This is a genomic window from Klebsiella sp. Q2 (assembly GCF_009900705.1).
Lineage (GTDB): Bacteria > Pseudomonadota > Gammaproteobacteria > Enterobacterales > Enterobacteriaceae > Klebsiella > Klebsiella quasipneumoniae.
Genome location: NZ_JAAABE010000008.1, coordinates 67,765 through 93,721, shown reverse-complemented (window position 1 = coordinate 93,721; position 25,957 = coordinate 67,765). Strand labels below are relative to the sequence as shown.

Here is a 25,957-nt window from a genome sequence, read left to right as displayed (position 1 = left end):
AACGAACGATTATCCCTATCAAGTTTTCTGTTCAATAATACACCCATAAAGACGGTGAACCTCTGAAAACCACTGGCCCGTCACACTGTTTCTCTACCCGAACAACTAAAGCCAACGTGAACTTTTGCGGACCTTGCGTCCGCTTTTTTTTTGCATAAAAAACCCGGCGTCGCTGGGCTCGGCCGGATCAGGGGGGGCAGATATCTAAGGATTAGCTCAGACGGGCCTTCGCCTCGCCGATAGCCTGCGCCACCTGCTGCGGCGAGACGCCGCCTTTTGCCGCGCGTTTATCCAGGCAGGACTGCAGCGACAGGATCGGATAAACATCGTCCACAATCACCGGGCTGAATTTCTGCAGATCGGCCAGGGCCAGCGCTTCCAGCGGTTTCCCTTGCGCAATGGCTTCCACCACCGCTTCACCGACAATATGGTGCGCCTCGCGGAACGGTACGCCTTTCGCCACCAGATAATCCGCCAGCTCCGTGGCGTTGGCATAGCCCTGCTGCGCCGCTTCCGCACAGCGCGGACGTTTTACCTGGATGCCATCCAGCACCAGGGTCGCCATATGCAGGCAGTCGAGCCAGGTATCCAGGGCGTCGAAAAGCCCCTCTTTATCCTCCTGCATATCTTTGTTGTAGGCCAGCGGCAGCCCTTTCAGGGTCATCATCATGCCGGTCAGCGCGCCCTGCACGCGACCGCATTTGCCACGGATAAGCTCCAGGGCGTCCGGGTTTTTCTTCTGCGGCATCAGCGAGGAGCCTGAGGTTACGCGGTCGGAAAGCTCGACGAAATTCGCCTCGCCGGAGTTAAAGAAAATCAGATCTTCCGCAAAGCGCGACAGATGCACCATGCCGATAGAGGCATCGGAAAGCAGCTCCAGAACATGGTCACGGTCGGACACGCTGTCGAGGCTGTTGCGGGTGGCGGAGGCAAAGCCCAGCCAGCCGGCCAGCTGCTCGCGGTCGATCTCATACGCCGTTCCCGCCAGCGCGCCGCAGCCCAGCGGGCTAACGTCGAGGCGCTTCAGCGCGTCCTGCAGGCGGCTTTCGTCGCGCGCCAGCATTTCGACATAAGCCAGACACCAGTGCGCGAACGTCACCGGTTGGGCGCGCTGCAGGTGGGTGTACCCCGGCATCACCGCGTCCTGGTTCTGCTGGGCCGTCTCCACCAGCGCGCTCTGCAGCTGGCGGTTCGCCGACAGCAGTTCGACAACGGTATCTTTGCACCACAGTTTAAGATCGGTAGCGACCTGGTCGTTACGGCTGCGGCCGGTATGCAGTTTCTTGCCCAACTGGCCCACTTTGTCGATCAGTTTGCCTTCCACCCAGCTGTGAATATCTTCGGCATCGCTGGCGAGGATTTGCTGCGGATTGGCGCGCACCTCTTCCAGTAGCACGTTCAGCGCTTCTTCCAGCTGCTGCTGTTCAGCGGCACTCAGAACGCCGACCGTTACCAGCGCTTTCGACCAGGCGACAGAGCCAACGATATCCTGCTCCGCCAGACGATAGTCGAAGCGCAACGAGTCGTTGAACTGTTTAAACCGTTGATCTGCTGCCTGTGTAAAACGCCCGCCCCAAAGTGCCATAACATGCTTCCTTTATTCATTAGTTCCGCCGGTGGCGTTGTGCCTCCCCGGCCTACGGTCTTGTAAGCCCGGCAGACAACGCGCCACCGGGCATGAAATCTTAAGCCAGAATACGTGTGCCGATTGGCGTGCCGTTAAACAACGCCGGCAGCTGCTCGGCGTGACGCCAGGAGGCGATGTCCACCGGACGGCCCAGAGCGCGCGCGGCGTCGAGAGCCGCATTCACTTTGACAATCATGCCGTCGGTGATAATCCCCTGCTCGATCAGCTGCTCCGCTTTCTCGGCGGTCATCTCGGCAATCCGCTGCCCTTTACCGTCGAGGATACCGCTGACGTCAGACAGCAGAATCAGATCCGCCCCCAGGGTAGCCGCCAGCGCCGTCGCCGCCTGGTCAGCATTGACGTTCATCAGCTGGCCCTCATCGGTCACGCCGATAGAGCTCACCACCGGCAGGTAACCGCCCGCCAGCAGGGTGTTGATCAGCGTCGGAGAGCCCGGCTGCGCCAGCCCGACATGGCCCAGCTCAGCATCCAGCTGCGTCACCTTCACGCTATCGCCATCGCCGAGGAACAGGCCGACAGAGGCCAGACCGTGCTTTTTCGCCCACGCCAGCAGCGTCTTGTTAGCGGTTCCCGCCAGCGCGCCGGTTATGATGTCGATTTGCTCAGCCGGCGTCACCCGCAGACCATTTTTCTTCTGCACCGGCAGATTGAGCTGCTTCATCAGCTCATCCACCACGCAGCCGCCGCCGTGGACGATAATCAGCGGACGCTGGTGCGCTTCACGGTAATTGACCAGCGCGGTAAACAGACGCTCCAGCGCTTCTTCGCTATCGAGTAATACGCCGCCGAGTTTGATAATTAATGGGTTCATCATCACACCTTAAATAAGAGACTGCGTCTCAGCGAAGCCGAAACGAATATTCGCGCACTGCACCGCCTGCGCTGCGGCGCCTTTCAGCAGATTATCTTCTGCCGCGACGACGATGAGATGATCGTCCTGCACGGCAAAACCGATATCACAGAATGGCAGGCCTTCGACGCTTTTCAAAGCGGGCACGCCTTTATCATATAAACGTACCAGTGGTTTATCGGCGTAAGCCTGCTGGTAAACCGCCGCGATCTGCGCATGGCCGACGCCCGGCTTCAGACGGCAGGTAATGGTTTCCAGGATGCCGCGCTTAAAATTACCCAGGTGCGGGGTAAAAATTACCTTTGCCCCGAGGTGGCTGGCAATCTCCGGCTGATGGCGATGGTTAAATATGCCGTACGGCTGCAGGCTAACTTCACAGAAGCTGTTGCCGATCGCGGCCTTACGACCCGCGCCGCTCACCCCGCTGGTGGCGTTGATCACTGGCCACTGGTTGAGATCCAGCAGACCGGCATCGATCAGCGGCTTCAGCGACAGCTGCGCCGCCGTTGGGTAGCAGCCAGGCACCGCGATTAACTGCGCTTCTTTAAGCGCATCCGCGCTCCACTCCGCCAGACCATACACCGCCTGTTTGAGCAGGTCGGGATGCTGATGAGTGAAACCATAATATTTTTCGTAGAACGCCCCATCGTTAACGCGGAAGGCACCGGAGAGATCGAACACCACGCAGCCGGCGGCAAGGAACTGTGGCGCCAGATCGTGACTCACTTCGTGCGCGGTGGCGAGAAACACCACGTCCACGCCAGCGCTGAATTCGCTGATATCGGACATCGGCTGCAGCGGCATATCGACAATGCCTTTGAGCTGCGGATGCAGGTCGGAAATTAATTTTCCCGCATCATTGCTTTGCGCGGAGACCGTCAAAGCGGTTATGTTCATATGCGGATGACGATTGATATAGGTCACCAGCTCTGCGCCGGCATAACCACTGGCACCCACAATCAGCGTATTTAACATTGGAAGCGCATCTCCTTACATTCGATGGGTTTTCTTACGCTCAACGATATTGTATTTTTATTCACAATAAATGCATGAATATTGATACTATCACGACCCAAGGTGTGTCAACAATGAAAAACAATTTACCGCTCTTTATCGAGATCTACCGCGCGTTGATCGCCACACCGTCCATCAGCGCGACCGAAGAGGCTCTCGATCAAAGCAATGAGTCTTTAATCAATTTGCTGGCCGGCTGGTTCCGCGATCTCGGCTTCAACGTCGAGGTACAGCCAGTGCCGGATACGCGCCATAAATTCAATCTGCTGGCCAGCACCGGACACGGCGCCGGCGGCCTGCTGCTCGCAGGGCATACCGATACCGTGCCGTTCGATGATGGCCGCTGGACGCGCGACCCGTTCACCCTCACCGAACACGATAACAAGCTCTACGGCCTCGGCACGGCCGATATGAAAGGCTTTTTCGCCTTTATTCTCGACGCCCTGCGCGATGTCGACGTCACCACGCTGAAAAAACCGCTGTATATTCTGGCCACCGCCGACGAAGAGACCAGCATGGCTGGCGCGCGCTATTTTGCCGAAACCACCCAGCTGCGCCCGGACTGCGCCATCATCGGCGAGCCCACCTCCCTGCAGCCAATCCGCGCCCATAAAGGACATATGTCCAACGCGATCCGTATTCAGGGCCAGTCCGGCCACTCCAGCGATCCGGCGCGCGGGGTCAACGCGATCGAGCTGATGCACGACGCCATCGGCCGGATTATGCAGCTGCGCGATCTGCTAAAAGAGCGCTACCACTTCGAGGCGTTCACGGTCCCTTACCCGACCCTCAACCTCGGCGCCATCCATGGCGGCGATGCCTCAAACCGTATCTGCGCCTGCTGTGAACTGCATATGGACATCCGCCCGCTGCCGGGGATGACCCTCAACGACCTTAATGGTCTGCTGGGCGAGGCGCTGGCCCCGGTCAGCGAACGCTGGCCAGGCCGCCTGACGGTCTCGGAGCTGCATCCGCCGATCCCCGGCTATGAGTGCCCACCGGACCATAAGCTGGTGCAGGTGGTTGAGAAACTGCTTGGCGCCCAGACCGACGTGGTGAACTACTGTACCGAAGCGCCGTTTATCCAGACGCTGTGCCCAACGCTGGTTCTCGGCCCGGGCTCGATCAACCAGGCCCATCAGCCTGACGAGTTTCTGGAGACGCGCTTTATCAAGCCGACGCGGGAGCTGATTAGCCAGGTGGTCCACCACTTCTGCTGGCACTAAAATCGCCCTCTTTTTCCGCCCCGTTCTCCCGGGGCGGAACGGTGACGATCGTCACATTTCCATAAGCGATGCTTATCCAGCGCCCCCTGAGTTAAATTTCGCAAATTACGGGTATTTACTCGTTTGCTGAAGCGATTTCGCAGTAATTGACGTGGGGGTATTTACGTGGCTTTATAAAAGACGGGTTGCTTATCCGTTGCTCACGTTCCAGCGCAGCGGATATAACAAAATAAAATGAGATGGGGTGTCTGGGGTAACATGAACGAACAATATTCCGCATTGCGTAGTAATGTCAGTATGCTCGGCAAGGTGCTGGGCGATACCATCAAGGATGCATTGGGAGAAAATATTCTTGATCGTGTCGAAACTATCCGTAAGTTGTCCAAATCTTCACGCGCCGGCAACGAAGCTAACCGCCAGGAGCTGCTGACCACGCTGCAGAATTTGTCTAACGACGAACTGCTGCCGGTAGCCCGTGCCTTCAGCCAGTTCCTGAATCTGGCTAACACCGCTGAGCAGTACCACAGCATTTCGCCGAATGGCGAAGCAGCCAGCAATCCGGAAGTCATTGCGCGTACCCTGAGAAAGCTCAAAGACCAACCCAATCTCAACGAAGAGACCATCAAAAAAGCGGTGGAATCTCTGTCCCTGGAGCTGGTGTTAACCGCCCACCCGACCGAGATCACCCGCCGGACGCTGATCCATAAAATGGTGGAGGTGAACAACTGCCTCAAGCAGCTGGATAACAAAGATATCGCGGACTACGAGCACCACCAGCTGATGCGCCGTCTGCGCCAGCTGATCGCCCAGTCCTGGCATACCGATGAAATTCGTAAGCACCGCCCTTCCCCGGTCGATGAAGCCAAATGGGGCTTCGCGGTGGTGGAAAACAGCCTGTGGGAAGGGGTGCCTAACTACCTGCGCGAGCTGAACGAACAGCTGGAAGCCAACCTCGGCTATCAGCTGCCGGTGGACTTTGTCCCGGTGCGTTTCACTTCGTGGATGGGCGGCGACCGCGACGGCAACCCGAACGTGACCGCCGATATCACCCGCCACGTGCTGCTGCTCAGCCGCTGGAAAGCGACCGATCTGTTCCTTAAAGATGTGCAGGTGCTGATCTCCGAGCTGTCGATGGTGGAGTGTACCGACGAATTGCGTGCCTTGGCCGGCGCCGAGGGCGCTCAGGAACCGTACCGTTACCTGATGAAAAAACTGCGCACTCAGCTGATGGAGACCCAGGCCTGGCTGGAAGCGCGCCTGAAAGGTCAGAAGCTGCCGAAACCGGCGGGACTGATCACGCAGAACGAGCAGCTGTGGGAGCCGCTGTACGCCTGCTATAAATCGCTGCAGGCCTGCGGCATGGGCATTATCGCCAACGGCGAGCTGCTCGACACCCTGCGCCGCGTGAAGTCTTTCGGCGTACCGCTGGTGCGTATTGATATCCGTCAGGAAAGCACTCGCCATACCGAAGCGCTGGGCGAAATGACCCGTTACCTCGGGATCGGCGATTACGAAAGCTGGTCAGAAGCCGACAAACAGGCTTTCCTGATCCGCGAACTGAATTCCAAACGTCCGCTGCTGCCGCGCCAGTGGGAGCCCAGCGAAGAGACCCGCGAAGTTCTCGACACCTGCAGAGTGATCGCCGAGGCGCCGCGCGGATCGATCGCCGCCTACGTGATCTCGATGGCCAAAACGCCGTCCGACGTGCTGGCGGTTCACCTGCTGCTGAAAGAGGCCGGGATTGGATTCGCCCTGCCGGTGGCTCCGCTGTTCGAAACGCTGGACGACCTGAACAATGCCAACGACGTCATGACCCAGTTGCTGAATATCGACTGGTACCGCGGCTTTATCCAGGGCAAACAGATGGTCATGATCGGCTACTCTGATTCCGCGAAAGACGCAGGGGTGATGGCCGCCTCCTGGGCGCAGTACCAGGCGCAGGATGCGTTGATCAAAACCTGTGAGAAAGCCGGGATCGAACTGACGCTGTTCCACGGTCGCGGTGGCTCCATTGGCCGCGGCGGCGCGCCGGCCCACGCCGCGCTCCTCTCACAGCCGCCGGGAAGCCTGAAAGGCGGCCTGCGCGTTACCGAGCAGGGTGAGATGATCCGCTTTAAGTACGGCCTGCCGGAAGTCACCATCAGCAGCCTGTCGCTCTATACCAGCGCGATCCTCGAAGCCAACCTGCTGCCGCCGCCGGAACCCAAACCGCAGTGGCGCGACATCATGGCCGAGCTGTCCGACGTGTCGTGCAAGATGTATCGCGGCTATGTGCGTGAAAACAAAGATTTCGTGCCTTACTTCCGCTCCGCCACTCCGGAGCAGGAGCTGGGCAAACTGCCGCTGGGTTCGCGTCCGGCAAAACGTCGCCCGACCGGCGGCGTCGAGTCGCTGCGCGCCATTCCGTGGATCTTCGCCTGGACCCAGAACCGCCTGATGCTTCCGGCCTGGCTGGGCGCTGGCGCTGCGCTGCAGAAGGTAGTCGAAGGCGGAAAACAGAGTGAACTGGAAGCGATGTGTCGCGACTGGCCGTTCTTCTCCACCCGCCTCGGCATGCTGGAGATGGTTTACTCGAAGGCCGACCTGTGGCTGGCAGAGTATTACGATCAGCGCCTGGTGAAACCGGAGCTGTGGGCGCTGGGTACCGAGCTGCGCAAGCTGCTGGCTGCCGATATCAACGTCGTGCTGGCCATCGCCAACGACTCCCATCTGATGGCTGACCTGCCGTGGATCGCCGAGTCTATCCAGCTGCGTAATATCTATACCGACCCGCTGAACGTCCTGCAGGCGGAACTGCTGCACCGTTCACGCCAGGCTGAAGAAGAGGGCAAAGACCCGGATCCGCGCGTTGAACAAGCGCTGATGGTCACCATCGCCGGCGTCGCCGCCGGTATGCGTAACACCGGCTAATCGATGTCTTCCCCCGGCCACCCGGCCGGGGGATTTCTCACCCGTTCTAGTGGTGCAACATCTCATCAACGATCTGTTCTTTATGCAGCGCATACGGATAATAGGTCGGCCAGTTATCCATCTCTTTCAACAACGCTTCCTGTGATTCATTGCCCATGAAAATATGGAAATGCTGCGATTTACGCGGACCAATGATATGGTCGCTGAACTGGACATATTTTGGCGCGTTGGCATCGCCCTGCTGGCACTCGAACAGATAACGTACGCCCTTCTTACCGGAGGCGTAATGCAGAATTTTGTAGCCTGAATAGCGGTATTTGCAGCTGTTGACGGTCTCGCCGACGTGGAACTCAATCACGTCATCTTCAATGCCAATCTGTTCCACATCGGTGGCGTAGCCCTTCTTATAATAGGCGCGATACTCCTCCACGCTCTTGCCGCCGGGCTTTTTCGCCTTCTGCTCCAGCACCGGATCGAGATCGCCGTTGAGCAGATACGGGTTCACCGACTGCCAGACGCCCTCCCAGTCGCTCAGCGCGCGGTCCTGCACATCTTTATCCGCAAAAATGCCTTCGCTGGCCTGACGCTCCACTTCGGTTAGCGCCGGCCCATGGCTATGGTTGCCGTGGGCGAACGCCTGGGCGCTGGCTAGCGCCATGCCGAGTCCCAAGGCCAGCAGGGGGATCTTTCTGGTCATTACTCTCTCCTGAGTTTGCTATCAATGGTGACAAATTGTTACGATATAACATATCGTAACTGAGAAGCAATAGCGACAGGCTGGCGCTTTTACCGCTGGAATAATGTCCGGTATGATGAAAAGGGTGATGCGCGGGGCGGAACAATGATGGACAACGATATCAATCAACTTATTGATGCATTGCTAAAAAAGCAGACCAGCCTCGGACGGGTTTATTTCGCCGGCGAGACGCGCTCGCCTGCTAAACCGGTGGTGCAGGTTGATTTTCCCCGTCTGAATATCCTCCTCAATGGGCAGCTGCGCGACCAGGCGCTCGGCAATAACGCCCCGCTCCTGGAGGCCCATGACGTGCTCTATATTCCTGGCGATAGCTGGAACTGCCCACAGTGGCAGGCGCCCTGCCTGCTGTTAAGCATCCTGTTCGCTAAGCAGCAGCTGGAGTGCTCGCTGCAGCGCTGGAATGGCAAGACGATCGCCGTTGTTGAAAAGCTACAGGCGCTGCGTCGAGGGCCGCGCGTCGGTTCCTTCCTGCTGCAGGCGCTCAACGAGATCCGGATGCAGCCGCAGGAGCAGCAAACCGCCCGCAGCATCGTCATCAGCCTGCTCAGCCACTGCCATGATCTTCTCGGCAGCCAGGCGCAAACCTCCTCGCGCAGCCAGGCGCTGTTCGAGGCAATCCGTCAGTACATCGAGGTCCATTACGCGGAGCCGCTGAGCCGGGAATCGGTCGCCCAGGCGTTCTATCTCTCTCCCAACTATCTTTCCCATCTGTTCCAGAAATGTGGGCCAATGGGCTTCAATGAATATCTAAACCACATTCGTCTCGAACAGGCCCGTATGCTGCTGAAGGGCCACGATATGAAAGTGAAAGACATCGCCCACGCCTGCGGCTTCGCCGACAGCAACTACTTCTGCCGCCTGTTCCGCAAAACCACGGAACGCTCGCCGTCTGAATACCGCCGTCAGTACCATAGCCAGCTGACGGAAAAATCGTCCGCGGCAAAAAACTAGATTTTTGTGTGTTAAACCTGACTTTTGTGCGCGCTATAGTTTCCTGCCATCCCAGCCAGCGTCGATAAATGTGATCTAAATCATCCTTAATCGCGATGCGTACATTTATCCAGTTTTTGGCAAATTTGTCATCTGGCGATCCTTCGAACGAAAGCCGTATGCTTACCTCAACGACAGCACCGAATTAAGCATTGAGGAAAACATTATGGAACTCTATCTGGATACCGCCAACGTCGCCGAAGTGGAACGCCTGGCCCGCATCTACCCGCTGGCCGGGGTGACCACCAACCCGAGCATTATCGCCGCCGGTAAAACCCCGGTCTGGGATGTACTGCCGCGCCTGCAAAAAGCCGTTGGCCCGGAAGGAATTCTGTTCGCACAGACCATGAGCCGCGATGCGCAGGGCATGGTGGCAGAAGCCAAACGCCTGAGCAACGCCGTGCCGGGCATCGTGGTCAAAATCCCGGTCACCGCCGAAGGCCTCGCCGCTATCAAGCTGCTGAAGAAAGAAGGCATCCCGACCCTTGGCACCGCCGTCTACAGCGCTTCACAGGGTCTGCTGGCCGCGCTGGCCGGCGCAAAGTACGTCGCGCCTTACGTTAACCGCGTCGACGCTCAGGGCGGAGACGGCATCCGCATGGTGCAGGAACTGCAATCCCTGCTGGAAATGCATGCGCCCGAAAGCAAAGTGCTGGCGGCAAGCTTCAAAACGCCCCGTCAGGCGCTGGATTGCCTGCTGGCTGGCTGCGAAGCAATCACCCTTCCACTAGATGTAGCGCAACAAATGCTCGGCACCCCTGCGGTAGAGTCAGCCATAGAGAAGTTTGAACAGGACTGGAATAACGCCTTTGGCACGCTGAACCTGTAACCGGACCCGCGCGCCGCCTGTGGGCGGCATCACGGTCATCGAGGAGGAATCGTAATGGATCGCATTATTCAATCACCAGGCAAATACATTCAGGGCGCAGGCGCCATCAAGCGCCTTGGCGACTATCTGAAACCGCTGGCCGAACGCTGGCTGGTCGTTGGCGATAAATTCGTGCTGGGATTCGCGGAAGAGATGCTACGCAAAAGCCTGGCCGATGCCGGCCTGGCGGCGGAAATCGCGCCGTTTGGCGGTGAATGTTCGCATAATGAAATCAATCGCCTGCGCGATATCGCCGGCAGTGCGAAATGCACCGCCGTGCTGGGGATCGGCGGTGGTAAAACCCTGGATACCGCGAAAGCGCTGGCCCATTTTATGAAGGTGCCGGTGGCGATCGCCCCTACCATCGCCTCCACCGATGCGCCGTGCAGCGCGCTGTCGGTGATTTACACCGACGAAGGGGAGTTCGACAGCTATCTGATGCTGCCGCATAACCCTAACATGGTCATTGTCGATACGCAGATCGTTGCCGGCGCGCCGGCTCGCCTGCTGGCAGCCGGAATTGGCGATGCGCTGGCCACCTGGTTCGAAGCCCGCGCCTGCTCACGCAGCGGCGCCACCACCATGGCGGGCGGGAAATGCACCCAGGCGGCGCTGGCGCTGGCCGAGCTGTGCTACAACACCTTACTCGAAGAGGGTGAAAAAGCGATGCTGGCCGCCGAACAGCACGTGGTCACTCCGGCGCTGGAGCGGGTGGTGGAAGCCAACACCTATCTGAGCGGCGTCGGTTTTGAAAGCGGTGGCCTGGCGGCAGCCCACGCAATTCATAACGGCATGACGGCCATCCCTGACGCTCACCACTATTATCACGGTGAAAAAGTGGCGTTCGGCACCCTGACGCAGCTGGTGCTGGAAAACGCGCCGGTGGAAGAGATCGAGACCGTCGCCGCGCTATGTCACAGCGTTGGGCTGCCGATCACCCTGGCGCAGCTGGATATCAAAGGCGACATCCCGACCAAGATGCGCCTGGTGGCGGAAGCCGCCTGCGCTGAAGGCGAAACCATTCACAATATGCCGGGCGGGGTTAACTCCGACCAGGTCTACGCCGCGCTGCTGGTCGCCGACCAATATGGCCAGCGCTTCCTGCAGGAATGGGAATAATCCAGAGCAAAATAAAACACCCGGCGTCAGCCGGGTGTTTTTTATGTTTATCTGCCGGACGTGTCGCCCACTGGCGGCGGAAACGGCAAGCACTCAGGCCGGACGCACGCCCAGCGTATGGCAGATGGCGTAGCTCATTTCGGCGCGGTTCAGGGTGTAGAAGTGGAAATCTTTTACCCCTTCCCGACTTAAAATCTTCACCATGTCCATAGCGATGTTAGCCCCCACCAGCTGACGGGTTTCGGCATCGTTATCCAGACCTTCGAACATTTTCGACATCCACACCGGGATACGAACGTTGGTCATATCCGCAAACTTTTTCGCCTGTTTAAAGTTGGATACCGGCAGGATACCCGGAATAATTTCCACGTCGATGCCCGCTGAGACGCAGCGATCGCGAAAACGCAGGTAGCTTTCCACATCGAAGAAGAACTGGGTGATCGCGCGGTTGGCGCCTGCCTCGACTTTGCGTTTCAGGTTGAGTAAATCCGCCTGCGCGCTTTTCGCTTCCGGATGCACTTCCGGATACGCGGCAACAGAGATATCGAAATCCCCCACCTCTTTCAGCAGGCTGACCAGATCGGCGGCATACATCTCCGGTTTACCGCTGCCCGGCGGCAGGTCGCCGCGCAGCGCGACGATATGGCGGATGCCGTTGTTCCAGTAATCCTGGGCGATAGTGCGCAGCTCATCGCGAGTCGCATCGATACAGGTCAGGTGCGGCGCCGCTTCCAGACCGGTTCGCTCTTTAATGCCCTTGATGATGCTGTGGGTGCGATCGCGCTCGCCGGAGTTCGCGCCATAGGTCACCGAGACAAACTTCGGTTTCAGACTGCTCAGGCGATCGATGGATTTCCACAGGGTTTGCTCCATTTCACTGGTGCGCGGCGGAAAGAATTCAAAGGACACATTAATCTGGCCCTGGACTTCCGCCAGGCTCTGATTCAGGGCTTCCCGCTGATTGGCGTGAAAAAAGCTCATACCTTACCTCATCAATCGCATGTAATGGCTGTTGTATTGCGAACTTCTATACGTTTAGACGTCCAGATGTAAAAATGACGGAAAAGCGCGCGGGCGTCAATAGAAAAATCTGCGTAAAGAGTGAGGAAAAGGCCGCCAATATGAAAAAAATTCATCTTCCGGCCAGAATGGATGCCGCGCAGGAAGAATTCGATCCGATGAAATTTGAAGCAGTTCAAAAAACCAGCATCTCCCCATGTTGGCCGTAGCGATTGTTATTGCAGCCGCTTATCGCTTGGTTCAGAGTAAGTAGAACGTTCTACTAGAACGTTCTACTTACGCAATAATGCTTATAAAATCTATTCGGGGATATCACCATGAGTCTGTGGTCAGGGTTCATAAAATCATTATCAAAACTGTCGATGATCGGCCGCGCCTTGATGCTGCCGATTTCGCTCCTCCCGGCCGCCGGCTTACTGTTGGCCTTCGGGGATAAATTCCATATGCCCTTGATGATGAACGCCGGCGGTATCATTTTTGATAACCTGCCAATGCTGTTTGCAATTGGTTCAGCCGTGGGGCTGGCATCAGAATCGGGTATCGCTGCGCTGTCGGCAGCCGTCTCCGTCTTCATCACTAATATCACCATTAGCACTGTGCTCGGCATTACGCCGGAGATGGCCTCTCAGGGCGGAAAATATGCCATGGTCGTCGGCATCCCGACGCTGCAGATGGGGGTTTTTGGCGGTCTCATCTGCGGTATTCTCGCGGCGTGGTGCTATAACCGCTTCCATGCGATGCAGTTGCCTGAGTTCCTTGGCTTCTTCTCGGGTAAGCGTTTCGTGGCGATCGCCACAGCATTTCTCTCATTTATCCTCGGCCTGCTGTTGCCTTATGTCTGGCAACATATCCAGGCTGGTATTGACTCACTGTCGATGGTGGTAAACGGCGACAACCAGGCCGCATCGACCTTTATTTTCGGCCTCGTTGAACGGGCGCTGATCCCACTGGGACTGCACCACATATGGTATCCCTCCTTCTGGTACTCTTTCGGCGATTACACCACTCAGGCAGGCCAGGTGATCCACGGCGACCAGACCATCTGGTTTAAAATGCTGGAAGAAGGGGTGAAATCTTTTAGCTCCGATAGCTACCAAAACGCTGGGAAGTTTATGCAGGGGGAATTCCCGCTTATGCTGTTCGCGCTTCCAGCTGCCTGTCTGGCGATGTATCACGAAGCGCATACTAAGAATAAAAAAATCGCGGCCGGTATTCTCTTCTCTGCCGCGCTGACCTGCTTCCTGACCGGCATTACCGAACCCGTAGAATTTACCTTTATCTTCGTGGCGCCGATCCTGTACGTCTTCAACGCCATCATGGCGGGGCTCTCGTACATGACAATGTATCTGCTGCATGCGCATATCGCTAAATCCTTCTCGGCGGGGCTTATTGACTATATCTCCTTCGGTATTCTGCCGTCGCTGAACGGCTATCAAACCCACTTCCTCAACGCGGTTATCGTTGGCGTGCCGATGGGGCTGATTTATTATTTCACCTTCCGGTTCGTTATCCGTCGCTTTGATGTGAAAACACCAGGCCGTACCGATATCACTGTCACCGCCGATGATAAAACCGACGCGGAGCTGGCAACGGAGATCGTCAATCTTCTCGGTGGTGCACAAAATATCGATTCCGTCGGGGCTTGTATCACCCGCTTGCGCCTGGAAGTGGCTGAGCGCGATGCGGTTGATAAAGATGGCCTCAACGGCATCGGCGCACGCGGGGTGGTCTTCGTCGGCGATAACGGCATCCAGATTATTTTTGGCGCCAGGGCGCAATTTATCGCGCAAACCATGTCGGGGATGATTGGCAAATAACAAGAAGGTGTTATGGTGTGGAAGTAGGCTTACCGTGGGTAAGCCTATGTCTGCGATCTGACGGTAATACACGCGTTGTCATGGAGCGATTTTGAAGAAAGTCAGCATTATAGATGTGGCGAAACTGGCCGGCGTCTCCGTTTCGACGGTGTCGCTGGTATTACGCCAGAAAGGAAAGATCTCCGACGCCACCATCGAAAAAGTCAACGCGGCCATCCAGGAACTTGGCTATGTACATAACGTCGCCGCCGCTAACCTTCGCGCCAATACCACCAATTTGATCGGCCTGATCCTGCGCGACTTCAACGACAGTTTTTCCATTAAAGTGATGGCGAATATCGTCCAGGAGCTGGAGAAGCAAGGCTATATGGTGATCCTCGGCCAGCCGCGCGACGATCATGACTATCTGGCCCGCTGCCTGCTGTCGTTTAAACAGCAGGGCGTCGCCGGCGTGATATATCTGGATGCCGATACCACCAGCAATGCGCTGCCTGCGGCGTTACAAGCATGTCCTCTGCCGCTGGTCGCCGTCTCGCAAACGCCGCTCGCCGGCCATCATGACCAGGTGGTCCGCGATAATCGCCAGGCCGCCAGTATCGCCGCCCGCTATTTGATTGAACGCGGCCATCGCTACATCGCCTATATTGGCGGACAGGATAATGACCTGATTCGTCAGCAGCGGCTGCTTGGCTTATACAGTACGCTGGAGAAAAACGGCATGACCGTACGGGAGGAATTTGCTCCTGCCTGCAGCGACAATACGCAGGCTGCCAGTATCGCTACCCGCCAGTTGCTGGAAAAAAATAATGCCATTACCGCCCTGCTGTGCCACTCACCGGATGCAATGATTGGCTGCCTCAGCGGCATTCATCAGGTTGGACGCACGGTGGGAAAAGATGTCTTTCTCACTCAACAGGTGGCGCTGGTGGGTTTTGAAGACATGATGCACGTGAATTTGACCTCGCCATCCTTCACTTATGTCTCTTCCGCCAGCGAAGAGACAGGACGTCAGGTAGCCTCGCTCATTATCCGCAAAATCAAAGAACCTGCCCTGCCGACCCAGCGCATTACCCTTTCCGGACAGCTGGTGGCTCGAGAGTCAGCCTGAGGCTAGCCAGTCGTCAGGTGCTCATCCAGCAGTGAGAGCCATTGCTGCACGGATTCTGCCTGGTGAGGCGCATAGATCACCCCAAGGCTTAACGGCATGCTGTCGCCTTCAGCGACAGGACAGAACACCACCCCCTGACGCTGGATTGCGGAAAAGGACGCCGGCAGGAGGATCATGCCTTCCCCACGCGCAATTCTCGCCAGCAGCACATCATGTTCGGCAGGCTCTTCCACATAAGCGGGGGTATAGCCAGCCCGGTCGAAAATGCGTCGCGTGTAGTCAAAGAAATCGGGGTTACGCTCACGTTTAAACCAGAACAGCGGCCGGTGATTGAGCGCGCTTAGCGTTAACGCTGGTGTGGCGGCTTCCGGCCAGGAGGCTGGCACTGCCGCGATGAGCGGCTCCTGATACGGCAATGGGTGCAGGTGCAGCCCTTCAGTATTGAGCGGCAGCGCAACCAGCGCCGCATCGAGTTTGCCTTTGCGCACCTGCTGAGCCAGCCCCGGTGAAGCGTGGCGGGTGATATGCAACGCGCGGGTATGTTCGCTCAGCGCAGATTCAACAGCGGCGAAAATGCCTTGTTCGAAGGCGGTAGTCATGCCCAGACGCAGAGACGGCGGTGAGTGAACGGAGAGCTCACTCAATGCCGCCAGCGTGCGTTCCTGGAGCGCCAGCATGGGCCGAATCATCGCCAGCACCTCTCTGCCCGCGTCGGTAAGGATCAGGCCTTTGCTATGGCGCTGAAACAGCGTCACCCCCAGCTGCGCTTCCAGATGGCGTATATGGCGACTCAGCGGCGGCTGCGAGATAAATAACCGCTGCGCCGCCCGGCTGATGTTATTTTCCTCCGCCACCACCGCAAAGGCGCGCAGCAGGCGGATATCGAGAGAATGCAATCGCGAAGTTGTCATACTGAAAAGGTATCACGAAAAGGGTATTACTCAAGTCCGGCAAACTTCCCTACCCTTCCTCTCAACGCTTCATCACAGAGAGGAAAAAACGATGTCCAGCGAACGTTATATCACCGGTCAGGAAATGCTTCAGCGCGTGGACGGTCACGGCGGGGAAGCCGTCGTCGACAGCCTGCGGGATATCGCCCCCGACTTCGCCCGCTATCTGATTGAGTTCCCCTTCGGCGATATTTACGCCCGGCCAGGGCTTGATTTGCGCAGCCGGGAAATCGCCACCATCGCCGCGCTCACCGCGCTGGGTAACGCCGAGCCGCAGCTGAAAGTGCATATTGCCGCGGGATTAAATGTTGGTCTGACGCAAGAGGAAATTACGGAAGTGATCATGCAGATGGCGGTCTACGCCGGATTCCCGGCGGCGCTAAACGGCCTGTTTGCCGCTAAAGCGGTTTTTGCGGCGCACTAACAAAAAAGACCAGGCCTGGCCTGGTCTTTTTCTCGGGATTACAGCAGCTGCGCCAGACGGTTAATATCCGACTGGATCGCCCCGGCGGTCACGTCACGCCCGGCGCCGGGCCCGCGGATCACCAACGGATTATCACGATACCAGCGGCTTTCGATAGCAAACACGTTATCGCACGGCAGCAGCGCCGCCAGCGGGTGCTCTTCGCGTACCGCTTCCACGCCGACGCGAGCTTTGCCGTTGGCATCAAAGCGCGCCACGTAGCGGAGCACCAGCCCCATCTCGCGGGCCGCCTCCAGGCGCTGCAGCATCTGCTCGTTCAGCTCTTCGCCATTCTCAAAGAAGTGATCAACCGAACCCTCTTCACAGTGCGCCGGGACCAGTGATTCCACGCGCACCTGATCCGGTTCGATGTCATAGCCCGCTTCCCGCGCGAGGATCACCAGCTTGCGCATCACATCTTTACCGGACAGATCGACGCGCGGATCCGGCTCGGTCAGCCCCTGCTGCCACGCCTGATCCACCAGGTCGGTGAACGGCACGGTGCCATCGAACTGCAGGAACAGCCAGGAGAGCGTTCCCGAGAAGATACCGCTCAGGCCGAGGATGGTATCGCCGCTGTCGATCAGGTCGCGCACCGTATGGTTCACCGGCAAGCCGGCGCCCACGGTGGCGTTATACAGCCAGTGGCGCCCCGTCTTCTCAAACGCGTCGTGGATCTGGCGATACTTATCGCTGCTGCTGGCCCCCGCCAGCTTGTTGGCGCTGATCACGTGGAAGCCATGGCTGGCGAAATCAAGATACTGGTCGGCCAGCTGTTCGCTGGCGGTGACGTCCAGCACCACTAAATCATCGTACGGGTGCGCGCGCATCCACAGGAACAGCGACTCTTCATCCTGCTCCACCGCTTCATCGTTGAAGAAAGCTAGCGCCCGGCTGGCGTCCAGCCCGTCATAGTTCAGCAGACTGCGTTTACTGTCGACCACGCCGGCGAGAACAAACTCAAAGCCGGTGCGCGCCGAGAGCGTGGTTTGTTCACGGGCGAACAGCTCCAGCCAGCGGGAACCGATGTTTCCTTTGCCGAACAGCATCAGGCCAATACGCTTTTCGGCACGAAACAAGGACTGGTGCAGCCCCTGGATCAGGCTTTCCGTCGGCCCGGCGCGCAGTACGGCCACCAGGCTGATTCCTTCTTCCGACTGCCAGGTGAACTCCACTGGCTGCCCTTTCAGCTGCTGCCAGAAACGGTGGCAGTGCAGGGGGTTACGGGTGACGCCAGCGCCCACCATCGCCACCAGCGCCAGCTTCTGACGCAGACGCAGCTCGCCCGGCAGACCCGCTTCATCGAGCAGCTTCAGCGCGCTGTCGGCCACCTCGGAGGTATAGCAAAATTGCAGCAGCTTGCGGTCGGCATGGACGCCAACGGCTAACGGGCGCAGCTGGGCGCGTTTGAGCAGGGCGTCCAGCTCTTTATGCGCCAGTTTGAAATCGTGACCGCCCGGCACCTGGAACTCCACCAGGCAGACGTCGTCATGGCTGGTGACAATCCGGGCGCCAGTACCGGAGGCCAGCACGCGCTCAATGCGCGTGGAACCCTGTTCCGGCGTATAGCTGCAGCGTAACTGCAGATCGATATCGCTGGCGGAAACCGGCTGTAGCGTGCGGGCATGGAGCACCGGCGCGGCCAGACGCGCCAGCTCGCTGGCTTCGTCCAGACGCAGCAGCGGCAGCAGACAGGCGTCTTTCACCTTGCGCGGATCCGCGCTGTACACCCCGGCGACGTCGCTCCAGATAGTGACGCGGGAAGCGCCCGCCAGCGCGCCGATCTGGGTGGCGGAGTAGTCAGACCCGTTACGGCCCAGCAGGACGGTTTCACCGGCCTGGTTGCGGGAGATAAAGCCGGTCACCACCAGACGTTTGTTAGGATGCTGCGCCATCAGCTGCTGCAGCAGTGGATAGGATAATCCTTCATCCACCTGCGGCTGCGCGGCACGTTCCGCGCGCAGGAACGCGCGCGCGTCAAGCCAGGCGGCTTCCATTCCCAGCTGGTTGAGAACCGCCGCCATCAGGCGCGCGGACCACACTTCCCCATGGCCGACCACTTCCGCATAGACCGCTTCGGAAACCCCGCCGTCCAGCAGACCAGCCAGACGCTCAAGGTCGTGGATAAAGGCGGCTATCAGCGTATCCGCCGCCGCAGGCTCCACCAGACCACCAATCAGTTCGGTGTGATAGCGGCGAAGCGACTGCTGAACCTGATGCGCAGCAAGGCGATCGCTCTGGCTAAGCTTAAGCCAGCTGATCAGCTGGTTGGTGGTGCTGCCAGCGGCGGAGACGACCATCATGTCCCCCGCCTGCGAATACTCCTTCATGATCCCCGCGACGCGCAGGTAACATTTCGCATCCGCTAAACTACTCCCACCAAATTTGTGCAGCTGACGACCCTTCGCCCCTGCCTGCGCAATCACACTCATCTTTATTCCTCGTTTGCTGCCCGGAAGCCATTTTCCAGGTCGGCAATTAAATCTTCACCATCTTCAATACCGGTCGAAATACGCAGGAGCGTTTCTGAAATTCCGGCGGCGGCACGCGCTTCAGGCGCCATGCCGGCATGCGTCATCGTTGCCGCATGGGAAATCAGGCTTTCAACGCCCCCCAGCGATTCCGCCAGTGTAAACAGCGACAGCCCGCTCAGGAAACGGCGCAGCGTCTGCTCGTCACCGTCCAGCTCGAAGCTTAACATTGCGCCAAAACCTTTTTGCTGACGCGCCGCAATTTCATGCCCCTGGTTTTCCGGCAGCGACGGATGATACAGCTTTTTCACCAGTGGCTGGGTTTTCAGATACTCGACAATCGCCAGGGCATTACGCTGCGCCACTTCCATGCGTGGAGAAAGCGTCCGCAGCCCGCGCAACAGCAGATAGCTGTCGAAGGCGCTGCCGGTGACGCCAATATTATTCGCCCACCATGCCAGTTCGGTGACAGTCGCCGGATCGTTGGCAATCACCACCCCGGCCACCACATCAGAGTGACCATTAAGGTATTTAGTACAGGAGTGCAACACCAGATCGGCGCCCAGCGCCAGCGGGTTTTGCAGCGCCGGACTCAGGAAGGTGTTATCGACCACGCTGATCGCCCCGGCTTCGCGCGCCAGACCACAGATTTTCGCAATATCCACTACCCGCAGCAATGGATTACTTGGGCTTTCGACCAGCACCAGCTTCGGTTTTTCCGCCAGCGCCGCCCGCAGCGCCTGCTCATCGTTTTGATCGACGAACTGAACGCGATAGCAGCCGCGCTTCGCCAGGCTATCGAACAGACGGTAGCTGCCGCCGTAGCAGTCATGCGGCGCCACCAGCAGATCGCCAGGCTTAAGGAACACCGTCGTCACCAGCAGGATCGCCGACATACCGGTATTGGTCAGCACCGCGCCAGCGCCGCCCTCCAGCTCCGCTAAGGCACGCTGCACCACATCACGCGTCGGGTTGCCGCGGCGGGAGTAGTCGTGAGCGCGAGGTTCATTAAAGTCGGTGAAGTTATAGGTACTGGAGAGGTGGATCGGCGGGACAACGCAACCGTACTGCTCGTCGTCATTTAAACCGCTACGCACTGCGATGGTGGCCTGTTTACGCGTCATGTTGGGAAGTTCCTGGGCTGAATCGGTGAAAAGTCAGGCTCCAGAGTAATCATTGTCACAATAGACGTCAATACATCTGGACATCTAAACTTCTTTGCGTATAGATTGAGCAAAGTGCAAATAGCCGTTAAAATTATATGCATTAGCGCACGTCGGCGGCGGCTTATCTCATGTCAGAAAGCCTGCGCTTACGGTAAACTACGCGCAATTATAGCCCGGGCGGAATATTCTGGCCCTTCACTAATAAACAGAGGATTAAGGTATCTCATGGCTGAATGGAGCGGCGAATATATCAGCCCATACGCTGAGCACGGTAAGAAGAGTGAGCAAGTAAAGAAAATTACGGTTTCCATTCCTCTGAAGGTGTTAAAAATCCTCACCGATGAACGTACGCGTCGTCAGGTGAATAACCTGCGTCACGCGACCAACAGCGAGCTGCTGTGCGAAGCGTTCCTGCACGCCTTTACCGGACAACCGTTGCCTAACGATGAAGACCTGCGTAAAGAGCGCAGCGATGAGATCCCGGAAGCGGCGAAAGCGATTATGCGTGAACTGGGTATCGACCCGGATACGTGGGAATACTGAGACAATAAAAAGGGCGGAAGCACTCTTCCGCCCTTTTTCTTTCTCGCCCAGGCAGGCGAGAGACACAAAAAAGCCGCCCTGAGGCGGCTTCTTCTGGCAACTTACTTGCTGCCCGGGATGCTGAAGCGCTTGTTGAAGCGGTCAACACGGCCACCGGTAGCAACATCACGCTGTTTGCCGGTGAAGAACGGGTGGCATTTGCCGCACACGTCGAGGTTCAGGTCATGACCTACAGTGGAGCGGATTTTCATGACATTACCGCAAGAACAGGTAGCAGTAATTTCGTCGTAATTTGGGTGAATACCTTTTTTCATGGGAGAACCTCAGTTAAGGCCGCGTCGCTCTTCCAGCCCTAACGCCAGACACCACGCGATATTAGTAATTTCCCGTCGCCCTCTACGCTGCTGACAGCGTGAAGCACACGGTAATGGTCAATCTTCAATGCGATATAAAGCGCATCAAAGGCGGCGAATCATACAGAATTTGACCAGCATATGCAAACTGATCCGCGCCGCCTTATCGTAATGTGTATACTATCCCGCCAGATTTCAAGTCAGGAAGATGACATGCCCGTCGCCCACGTTGCCCTACCCGTTCCGCTACCGCGCACCTTTGACTATCTGCTGCCTGACGGCATGGCGGTCAAAGCGGGCTGTCGGGTGCGGGTGCCGTTCGGCAAACAGGAGCGGATCGGCATTGTCGCGGCGGTCAGCGAGCGCAGCGAGCTGCCGCTGGACGAGCTAAAACCGGTCGCGGAAGCGCTGGACGACGAACCGGTCTTCTCCGGTACCGTCTGGCGGTTGCTGATGTGGGCGGCTGAGTACTACCATCACCCGATCGGCGATGTGCTGTTCCATGCGTTGCCCATTCTGCTGCGCCAGGGTAAACCCGCCAGCGCTACGCCGCTGTGGTACTGGTTCGCCACCGAGCAGGGGCAGGCCGTCGATCTTAACGGTCTGAAACGCTCGCCGAAGCAGCAGCAGGCGCTGGCGGCGCTGCGCCAGGGCAAAATCTGGCGTCATCAGGTCGGCGAACTGGAATTTAATGAAGCGGCGCTGCAGGCGCTGCGCGGCAAAGGGCTGGCGGAGCTGGCCTGCGAAGCGCCCACCCTCACCGACTGGCGCAGCGCGTATTCGGTGGCTGGCGAACGCCTGCGTCTTAATACCGAGCAGGCCACCGCCGTCGGCGCGATCCACAGCGCCGCCGATCGCTTCTCCGCCTGGCTGCTGGCGGGTATTACCGGCTCCGGGAAAACGGAAGTGTATTTGAGCGTGCTGGAGAATGTGCTGGCGCAGGGGCGCCAGGCGCTGGTGATGGTGCCAGAGATCGGCCTGACGCCGCAAACCATCGCCCGTTTTCGCCAGCGCTTTAACGCGCCGGTGGAAGTCCTGCACTCCGGGCTCAATGACAGCGAACGTCTCTCGGCCTGGCTGAAGGCGAAAAACGGCGAAGCGGCCATTGTGATCGGCACCCGCTCCTCGCTGTTTACCCCGTTTAAAGACCTCGGCGTCATCGTCATCGACGAAGAGCATGACAGCTCCTACAAGCAGCAGGAGGGCTGGCGCTACCATGCCCGCGACCTGGCGGTATGGCGCGCCCACAGCGAACAGATCCCGATAATTCTCGGCTCGGCGACGCCGGCGCTGGAGACCCTGCATAACGTCCGCCAGGGCAAATACCGCCAGTTAACCTTAAGCAAACGCGCGGGCAATGCGCGCCCTGCCCAGCAGCACGTGCTCGATCTCAAAGGGCAACCGCTGCAGGCGGGTCTGTCTCCCGCGCTGATTGGCCGTATGCGTCAGCATCTGCAGGCGGATAACCAGGTGATCCTGTTTCTTAACCGCCGCGGCTTTGCGCCAGCGCTGCTGTGCCACGACTGCGGCTGGATAGCGGAATGTCCGCGCTGCGACAGCTACTATACGTTGCACCAGGCGCAGCACCATCTGCGCTGCCACCATTGCGACAGTCAGCGCCCTATCCCGCGCCAGTGCCCCTCCTGCGGCTCCACGCACCTGGTGCCGGTGGGTATCGGCACCGAACAGCTGGAGCAGGCCCTGGCGCCGCTGTTTCCTGACGTGCCTATTTCGCGTATCGACCGCGATACCACCAGCCGCAAAGGGGCGCTGGAAGAGCATCTCGCCGCCGTCCATCGCGGTGGGGCGCGTATTTTAATTGGCACCCAGATGCTGGCCAAAGGCCACCACTTTCCGGACGTCACCCTCGTCTCCCTGCTGGACGTCGACGGGGCGCTGTTTTCCGCGGATTTCCGCTCCGCCGAGCGTTTCGCTCAGCTCTATACCCAGGTCTCCGGGCGAGCGGGGCGGGCAGGAAAACAGGGCGAAGTGATCCTGCAAACCCACCATCCGGAACACCCTCTGCTGCAGACCCTGCTGTATAAAGGCTACGACGCTTTCGCCGAACAGGCGCTGGCAGAGCGGCAGACAATGCAGCTACCGCCGTGGACCAGCCATGTGCTGATTCGTGCGGAAGACCATAACAACCAGCAGGCGCCGCTGTTTTTACAGCAGCTGCGCAATCTGCTGCAGGCCAGTCCGCTGGCCGACGACAAGCTATGGGTGCTCGGTCCGGTTCCGGCGCTGGCGCCGAAGCGCGGCGGCCGCTGGCGGTGGCAGATATTGCTGCAGCATCCTTCGCGGGTGCGCCTGCAGCATATCGTCAGCGGTACGCTGGCGCTGATCAATACGCTGCCGGAGGCGAAAAAAGTGAAGTGGGTGCTGGATGTCGATCCTATTGAAGGGTAAGCCTTCTCTTGCGAGCCGGATCGAAAAATTCAACAAGCATCACGTTTTTCATGAAAATTCTGTAACTCACTGCCGCGACTATCTGATAAAAAAGATGCAGCAGTTAGCGCGCAAGGGAAATGCCAGCGCCATTCAGCGAGGAGAAACCAGGTGAAGCCCAAAAAACAAGTGGTTGCCGCCACCATGAAAGACGTCGCCTTAAAGGCAAACGTTTCCACGGCAACCGTGTCCCGAGCGTTGATGAACCCTGATAAGGTGTCGCAAGCCACCCGTAACCGGGTCGAGCAGGCGGCGCTGGAAGTCGGCTATTTACCGCAGTCGCTCGGACGCAATATGAAGCGCAACGAATCGCGGACGATCCTCGTGATCGTTCCGGATATCTGCGATCCCTTTTTTAGCGAAGTGATCCGCGGTATTGAAGTCACTGCCGCCGAGCATGGATATCTGGTGTTAATCGGCGATTGCGCCCACCAGAATCAGAAAGAAAAAACCTTTATCGACCTTATCATCACCAAGCAGATTGACGGCATGGTGCTGCTCAGCTCGCGCCTGCCGTTTGACGCCAGCGTGGAAGAGCAGCGCAATTTGCCACCGATGGTCATGTCGAACGAGTTCGCGCCGGAGCTGGAGCTGCCCACCGTCCACATCGATAACCTGACGGCGGCCTTTAACGCGGTAAACTACCTTCACGAGCTGGGACACCAGCGTATCGGCTGCATCGCCGGCCCGGAAGATATGCCGCTGTGCCATTATCGCCTGCAGGGTTACGTGCAGGCGCTGCGCCGCAGCGGTATCACCGTTGATCCGCACTATATCGCTCGCGGCAACTTTACCTTCGAAGCTGGCGCCAATGCGCTGGAGCAGCTGCTGTCGCAGCCGGTACCGCCCACCGCGGTCTTTTGCCATAGCGATGTGATGGCGCTGGGCGCCTTATCGCTGGCGAAACGCCGCGGTCTGAAAGTGCCGGACGACCTGTCGATTGTCGGCTTCGATAACATCGCGTTGTCTGAATTTTGCGATCCGCCATTGACCACCGTGTCACAGCCGCGTTTTGATATCGGCCGTGAAGGAATGCTGCTATTACTTGAGCAAATGCAGGGTCATAACGTGAACAGCGGCTCGCGCCTGCTCGATTGCGAACTGATAGTTCGCGGCAGTACGCAAAAAATCAGACGATAACCATCAGGCTTTCGGGCCTGCTCTTCTGGTCAAAGGCCCGCCGCTTAAGTAACATGGCGGGCTGACGAACGAATATAAGACAGCGAAACGATAGTGGCACAACGAGATTATGTACGCCGCAGCCAACCGGCTTCTTCGCGGCGCAAAAAGAGCACTACCCGAAGCTCAAGGAATAAGCAAAGCAGCCTTCCGGCAATTTCACCGGCTATGGTGGCGATCGCGGCGGCTGTGCTGGTGGCCTTTATCGGTGGACTCTATTTCATTACGCACCATAAGAAAGAAGAAGCGGAAGCGATGCAAAATCGCCAGGCCGCCGGCAACGGCTTGCCGCCAAAACCGGAAGAGCGTTGGCGCTATATTAAAGAGCTGGAAAGCCGACAGCCGGGCGTTCGCGCGCCGACCGAACCGACCGCCGGCGGCGAAGTGATGAAACCGGAGCAGCTGACTGACGAACAGCGCCAGCTGCTGGCCCAGATGCAGGCCGATATGCGTCAACAGCCGACTCAGCTGACCGAAGTGCCGTGGAACGAACAAACGCCGGCCCAGCGCCAGCAGACGCTACAGCGCCAGCGTTTAGCGCAGCAACAGCAGCAGGCGCAACAGCAACAGTGGGCGCAAACTCAGCCGCAGACCGTGCAGCAGCCGCCGCGCGTTCAGCAGCCGAAGCCGGTCCAGCAGCAACAGCCGAAGCAGACCGCGTCAAACCAGCAGCCGTACCAGGATCTGCTGCAGACGCCAGCGCATACCAATACCACGCAGCCGCGTACCCAGGCCGCGGCGCCGGTAACTCGGGTGGAAGAAGCGCCGAAAACCACCGCCGAGAAGAAAGACGATCGTAGCTGGATGATCCAGTGCGGCTCCTTTAAAGGCGCCGAGCAGGCCGAAACCGTCCGCGCTCAGCTGGCTTTCGAAGGGTTTGCTTCGCACATCACCACCAACAACGGCTGGAACCGCGTGGTCATTGGCCCGCTGAAAGGCAAAGAAAGCGCCAACGAGATGATCACCCGCCTGAAGATGGCTGGACACGCGAACTGCATTCGTCTCGCCGCCAGGGGTTGAAACCCTCAAAAACCCCCCCATCTATAATTGCATTCGG

The 25,957-nt window shown here is 58.4% G+C and carries 22 protein-coding genes; 13 read left to right on the top strand and 9 right to left on the bottom strand.

Features of this window, described 5'->3' with window-relative positions; genetic code table 11:
- Positions 1-211: 211 nt before the first annotated feature.
- The 3 genes from argH to argC all read right to left on the bottom strand — a co-directional run bounded on the left by argH (position 212) and on the right by argC (position 3,473).
- The gene (gene argH / locus GT756_RS24210) at positions 212-1,585 is read right to left on the bottom strand and encodes an argininosuccinate lyase (RefSeq protein ID WP_017899811.1); all 1,374 of its coding nucleotides are present in this window, start codon (positions 1,583-1,585) and stop codon (positions 212-214) included.
- Between the two features lie 100 nt (positions 1,586-1,685).
- Positions 1,686-2,462, bottom strand: a complete 777-nt coding sequence (argB, locus tag GT756_RS24205; protein WP_085955164.1) for an acetylglutamate kinase — start codon at positions 2,460-2,462, stop codon at positions 1,686-1,688.
- Positions 2,463-2,468: 6 nt separating this feature from the next.
- Positions 2,469-3,473: an N-acetyl-gamma-glutamyl-phosphate reductase gene (argC, locus tag GT756_RS24200; protein WP_048293960.1), complete on the bottom strand. Its 1,005-nt coding sequence runs from the start codon at positions 3,471-3,473 to the stop codon at positions 2,469-2,471.
- A gap of 113 nt (positions 3,474-3,586) precedes the next feature.
- Between argC and argE the strand changes: the two genes are divergently transcribed.
- On the top strand, positions 3,587-4,738 hold the full coding sequence (gene argE / locus GT756_RS24195) for an acetylornithine deacetylase (RefSeq protein WP_160125108.1): 1,152 nt from the start codon (positions 3,587-3,589) through the stop codon (positions 4,736-4,738).
- 258 nt (positions 4,739-4,996) lie between these two features.
- On the top strand, positions 4,997-7,648 hold the full coding sequence (gene ppc, locus GT756_RS24190; protein ID WP_017899812.1) for a phosphoenolpyruvate carboxylase: 2,652 nt from the start codon (positions 4,997-4,999) through the stop codon (positions 7,646-7,648).
- 46 nt (positions 7,649-7,694) lie between these two features.
- On the opposite strand, the gene zinT is transcribed toward ppc, so the two are convergent.
- Positions 7,695-8,345, bottom strand: coding sequence for a metal-binding protein ZinT (zinT, locus tag GT756_RS24185; protein WP_004203686.1), 651 nt, complete (start codon positions 8,343-8,345; stop codon positions 7,695-7,697).
- A 69-nt stretch (positions 8,346-8,414) separates the two neighbouring features.
- Between zinT and GT756_RS24180 the strand changes: the two genes are divergently transcribed.
- The 3 genes from GT756_RS24180 (at position 8,415) to GT756_RS24170 (ending at position 11,382) form a co-directional block, all read left to right on the top strand.
- Positions 8,415-9,356, top strand: a complete 942-nt coding sequence (locus GT756_RS24180; protein WP_227543151.1) for an AraC family transcriptional regulator — start codon at positions 8,415-8,417, stop codon at positions 9,354-9,356.
- A gap of 205 nt (positions 9,357-9,561) precedes the next feature.
- On the top strand, positions 9,562-10,224 hold the full coding sequence (gene fsa, locus GT756_RS24175) for a fructose-6-phosphate aldolase (protein WP_004203684.1): 663 nt from the start codon (positions 9,562-9,564) through the stop codon (positions 10,222-10,224).
- A gap of 54 nt (positions 10,225-10,278) precedes the next feature.
- Positions 10,279-11,382 carry a glycerol dehydrogenase gene (locus tag GT756_RS24170; protein ID WP_004203683.1) on the top strand — a complete coding sequence of 368 codons (1,104 nt, stop codon included), beginning with the start codon at positions 10,279-10,281 and terminating at the stop codon, positions 11,380-11,382.
- A gap of 93 nt (positions 11,383-11,475) precedes the next feature.
- On the opposite strand, the gene metF is transcribed toward GT756_RS24170, so the two are convergent.
- The gene (gene metF, locus GT756_RS24165; protein WP_004203682.1) at positions 11,476-12,363 is read right to left on the bottom strand and encodes a methylenetetrahydrofolate reductase; all 888 of its coding nucleotides are present in this window, start codon (positions 12,361-12,363) and stop codon (positions 11,476-11,478) included.
- A gap of 74 nt (positions 12,364-12,437) precedes the next feature.
- Between metF and GT756_RS24160 the strand changes: the two genes are divergently transcribed.
- The 3 genes from GT756_RS24160 (at position 12,438) to GT756_RS24150 (ending at position 15,327) form a co-directional block, all read left to right on the top strand.
- Positions 12,438-12,611 (top strand): hypothetical protein, encoded by a 174-nt coding sequence (locus GT756_RS24160; protein ID WP_017899816.1) that lies wholly within the window; start codon positions 12,438-12,440, stop codon positions 12,609-12,611.
- A gap of 108 nt (positions 12,612-12,719) precedes the next feature.
- The gene (locus GT756_RS24155) at positions 12,720-14,219 is read left to right on the top strand and encodes a PTS transporter subunit EIIC (RefSeq protein ID WP_032455467.1); all 1,500 of its coding nucleotides are present in this window, start codon (positions 12,720-12,722) and stop codon (positions 14,217-14,219) included.
- A gap of 91 nt (positions 14,220-14,310) precedes the next feature.
- A complete protein-coding gene (locus GT756_RS24150; protein WP_064189998.1) occupies positions 14,311-15,327 on the top strand; it encodes a substrate-binding domain-containing protein in 1,017 nt (338 codons plus the stop codon).
- A gap of 2 nt (positions 15,328-15,329) precedes the next feature.
- On the opposite strand, the gene GT756_RS24145 is transcribed toward GT756_RS24150, so the two are convergent.
- Entirely contained in the window at positions 15,330-16,238 is a 909-nt protein-coding gene (locus GT756_RS24145) for a LysR family transcriptional regulator (protein WP_064189997.1), read from the bottom strand.
- A 91-nt stretch (positions 16,239-16,329) separates the two neighbouring features.
- Between GT756_RS24145 and GT756_RS24140 the strand changes: the two genes are divergently transcribed.
- Positions 16,330-16,701 (top strand): carboxymuconolactone decarboxylase family protein, encoded by a 372-nt coding sequence (locus GT756_RS24140; protein ID WP_004203680.1) that lies wholly within the window; start codon positions 16,330-16,332, stop codon positions 16,699-16,701.
- A 38-nt stretch (positions 16,702-16,739) separates the two neighbouring features.
- Here the strand turns inward: GT756_RS24140 and GT756_RS24135 are convergent, their stop codons facing one another.
- Together GT756_RS24135 and metB are read right to left on the bottom strand one after the other, a co-directional pair.
- Positions 16,740-19,172: a bifunctional aspartate kinase/homoserine dehydrogenase II gene (locus GT756_RS24135; RefSeq protein ID WP_023319429.1), complete on the bottom strand. Its 2,433-nt coding sequence runs from the start codon at positions 19,170-19,172 to the stop codon at positions 16,740-16,742.
- Positions 19,173-19,174: 2 nt separating this feature from the next.
- Positions 19,175-20,335 (bottom strand): cystathionine gamma-synthase, encoded by a 1,161-nt coding sequence (gene metB, locus GT756_RS24130; RefSeq protein WP_004203678.1) that lies wholly within the window; start codon positions 20,333-20,335, stop codon positions 19,175-19,177.
- A gap of 267 nt (positions 20,336-20,602) precedes the next feature.
- On the opposite strand from metB, the gene metJ reads away from it, so the two are divergent.
- Entirely contained in the window at positions 20,603-20,920 is a 318-nt protein-coding gene (gene metJ, locus GT756_RS24125) for a met regulon transcriptional regulator MetJ (protein ID WP_002882924.1), read from the top strand.
- Between the two features lie 101 nt (positions 20,921-21,021).
- On the opposite strand, the gene rpmE is transcribed toward metJ, so the two are convergent.
- Complete coding sequence (gene rpmE / locus GT756_RS24120; protein WP_002882922.1) at positions 21,022-21,234, bottom strand: 50S ribosomal protein L31; 213 nt, start codon at positions 21,232-21,234, stop codon at positions 21,022-21,024.
- Positions 21,235-21,486: 252 nt separating this feature from the next.
- Between rpmE and priA the strand changes: the two genes are divergently transcribed.
- The 3 genes from priA to ftsN all read left to right on the top strand — a co-directional run bounded on the left by priA (position 21,487) and on the right by ftsN (position 25,920).
- Entirely contained in the window at positions 21,487-23,682 is a 2,196-nt protein-coding gene (gene priA, locus GT756_RS24115) for a primosomal protein N' (protein WP_032455464.1), read from the top strand.
- Positions 23,683-23,832: 150 nt separating this feature from the next.
- Positions 23,833-24,861 carry a DNA-binding transcriptional regulator CytR gene (cytR, locus tag GT756_RS24110; RefSeq protein WP_004203676.1) on the top strand — a complete coding sequence of 343 codons (1,029 nt, stop codon included), beginning with the start codon at positions 23,833-23,835 and terminating at the stop codon, positions 24,859-24,861.
- Positions 24,862-24,954: 93 nt separating this feature from the next.
- Positions 24,955-25,920 (top strand): cell division protein FtsN, encoded by a 966-nt coding sequence (gene ftsN, locus GT756_RS24105; RefSeq protein ID WP_004203675.1) that lies wholly within the window; start codon positions 24,955-24,957, stop codon positions 25,918-25,920.
- The last annotated feature ends 37 nt before the right edge of the window (positions 25,921-25,957 follow it).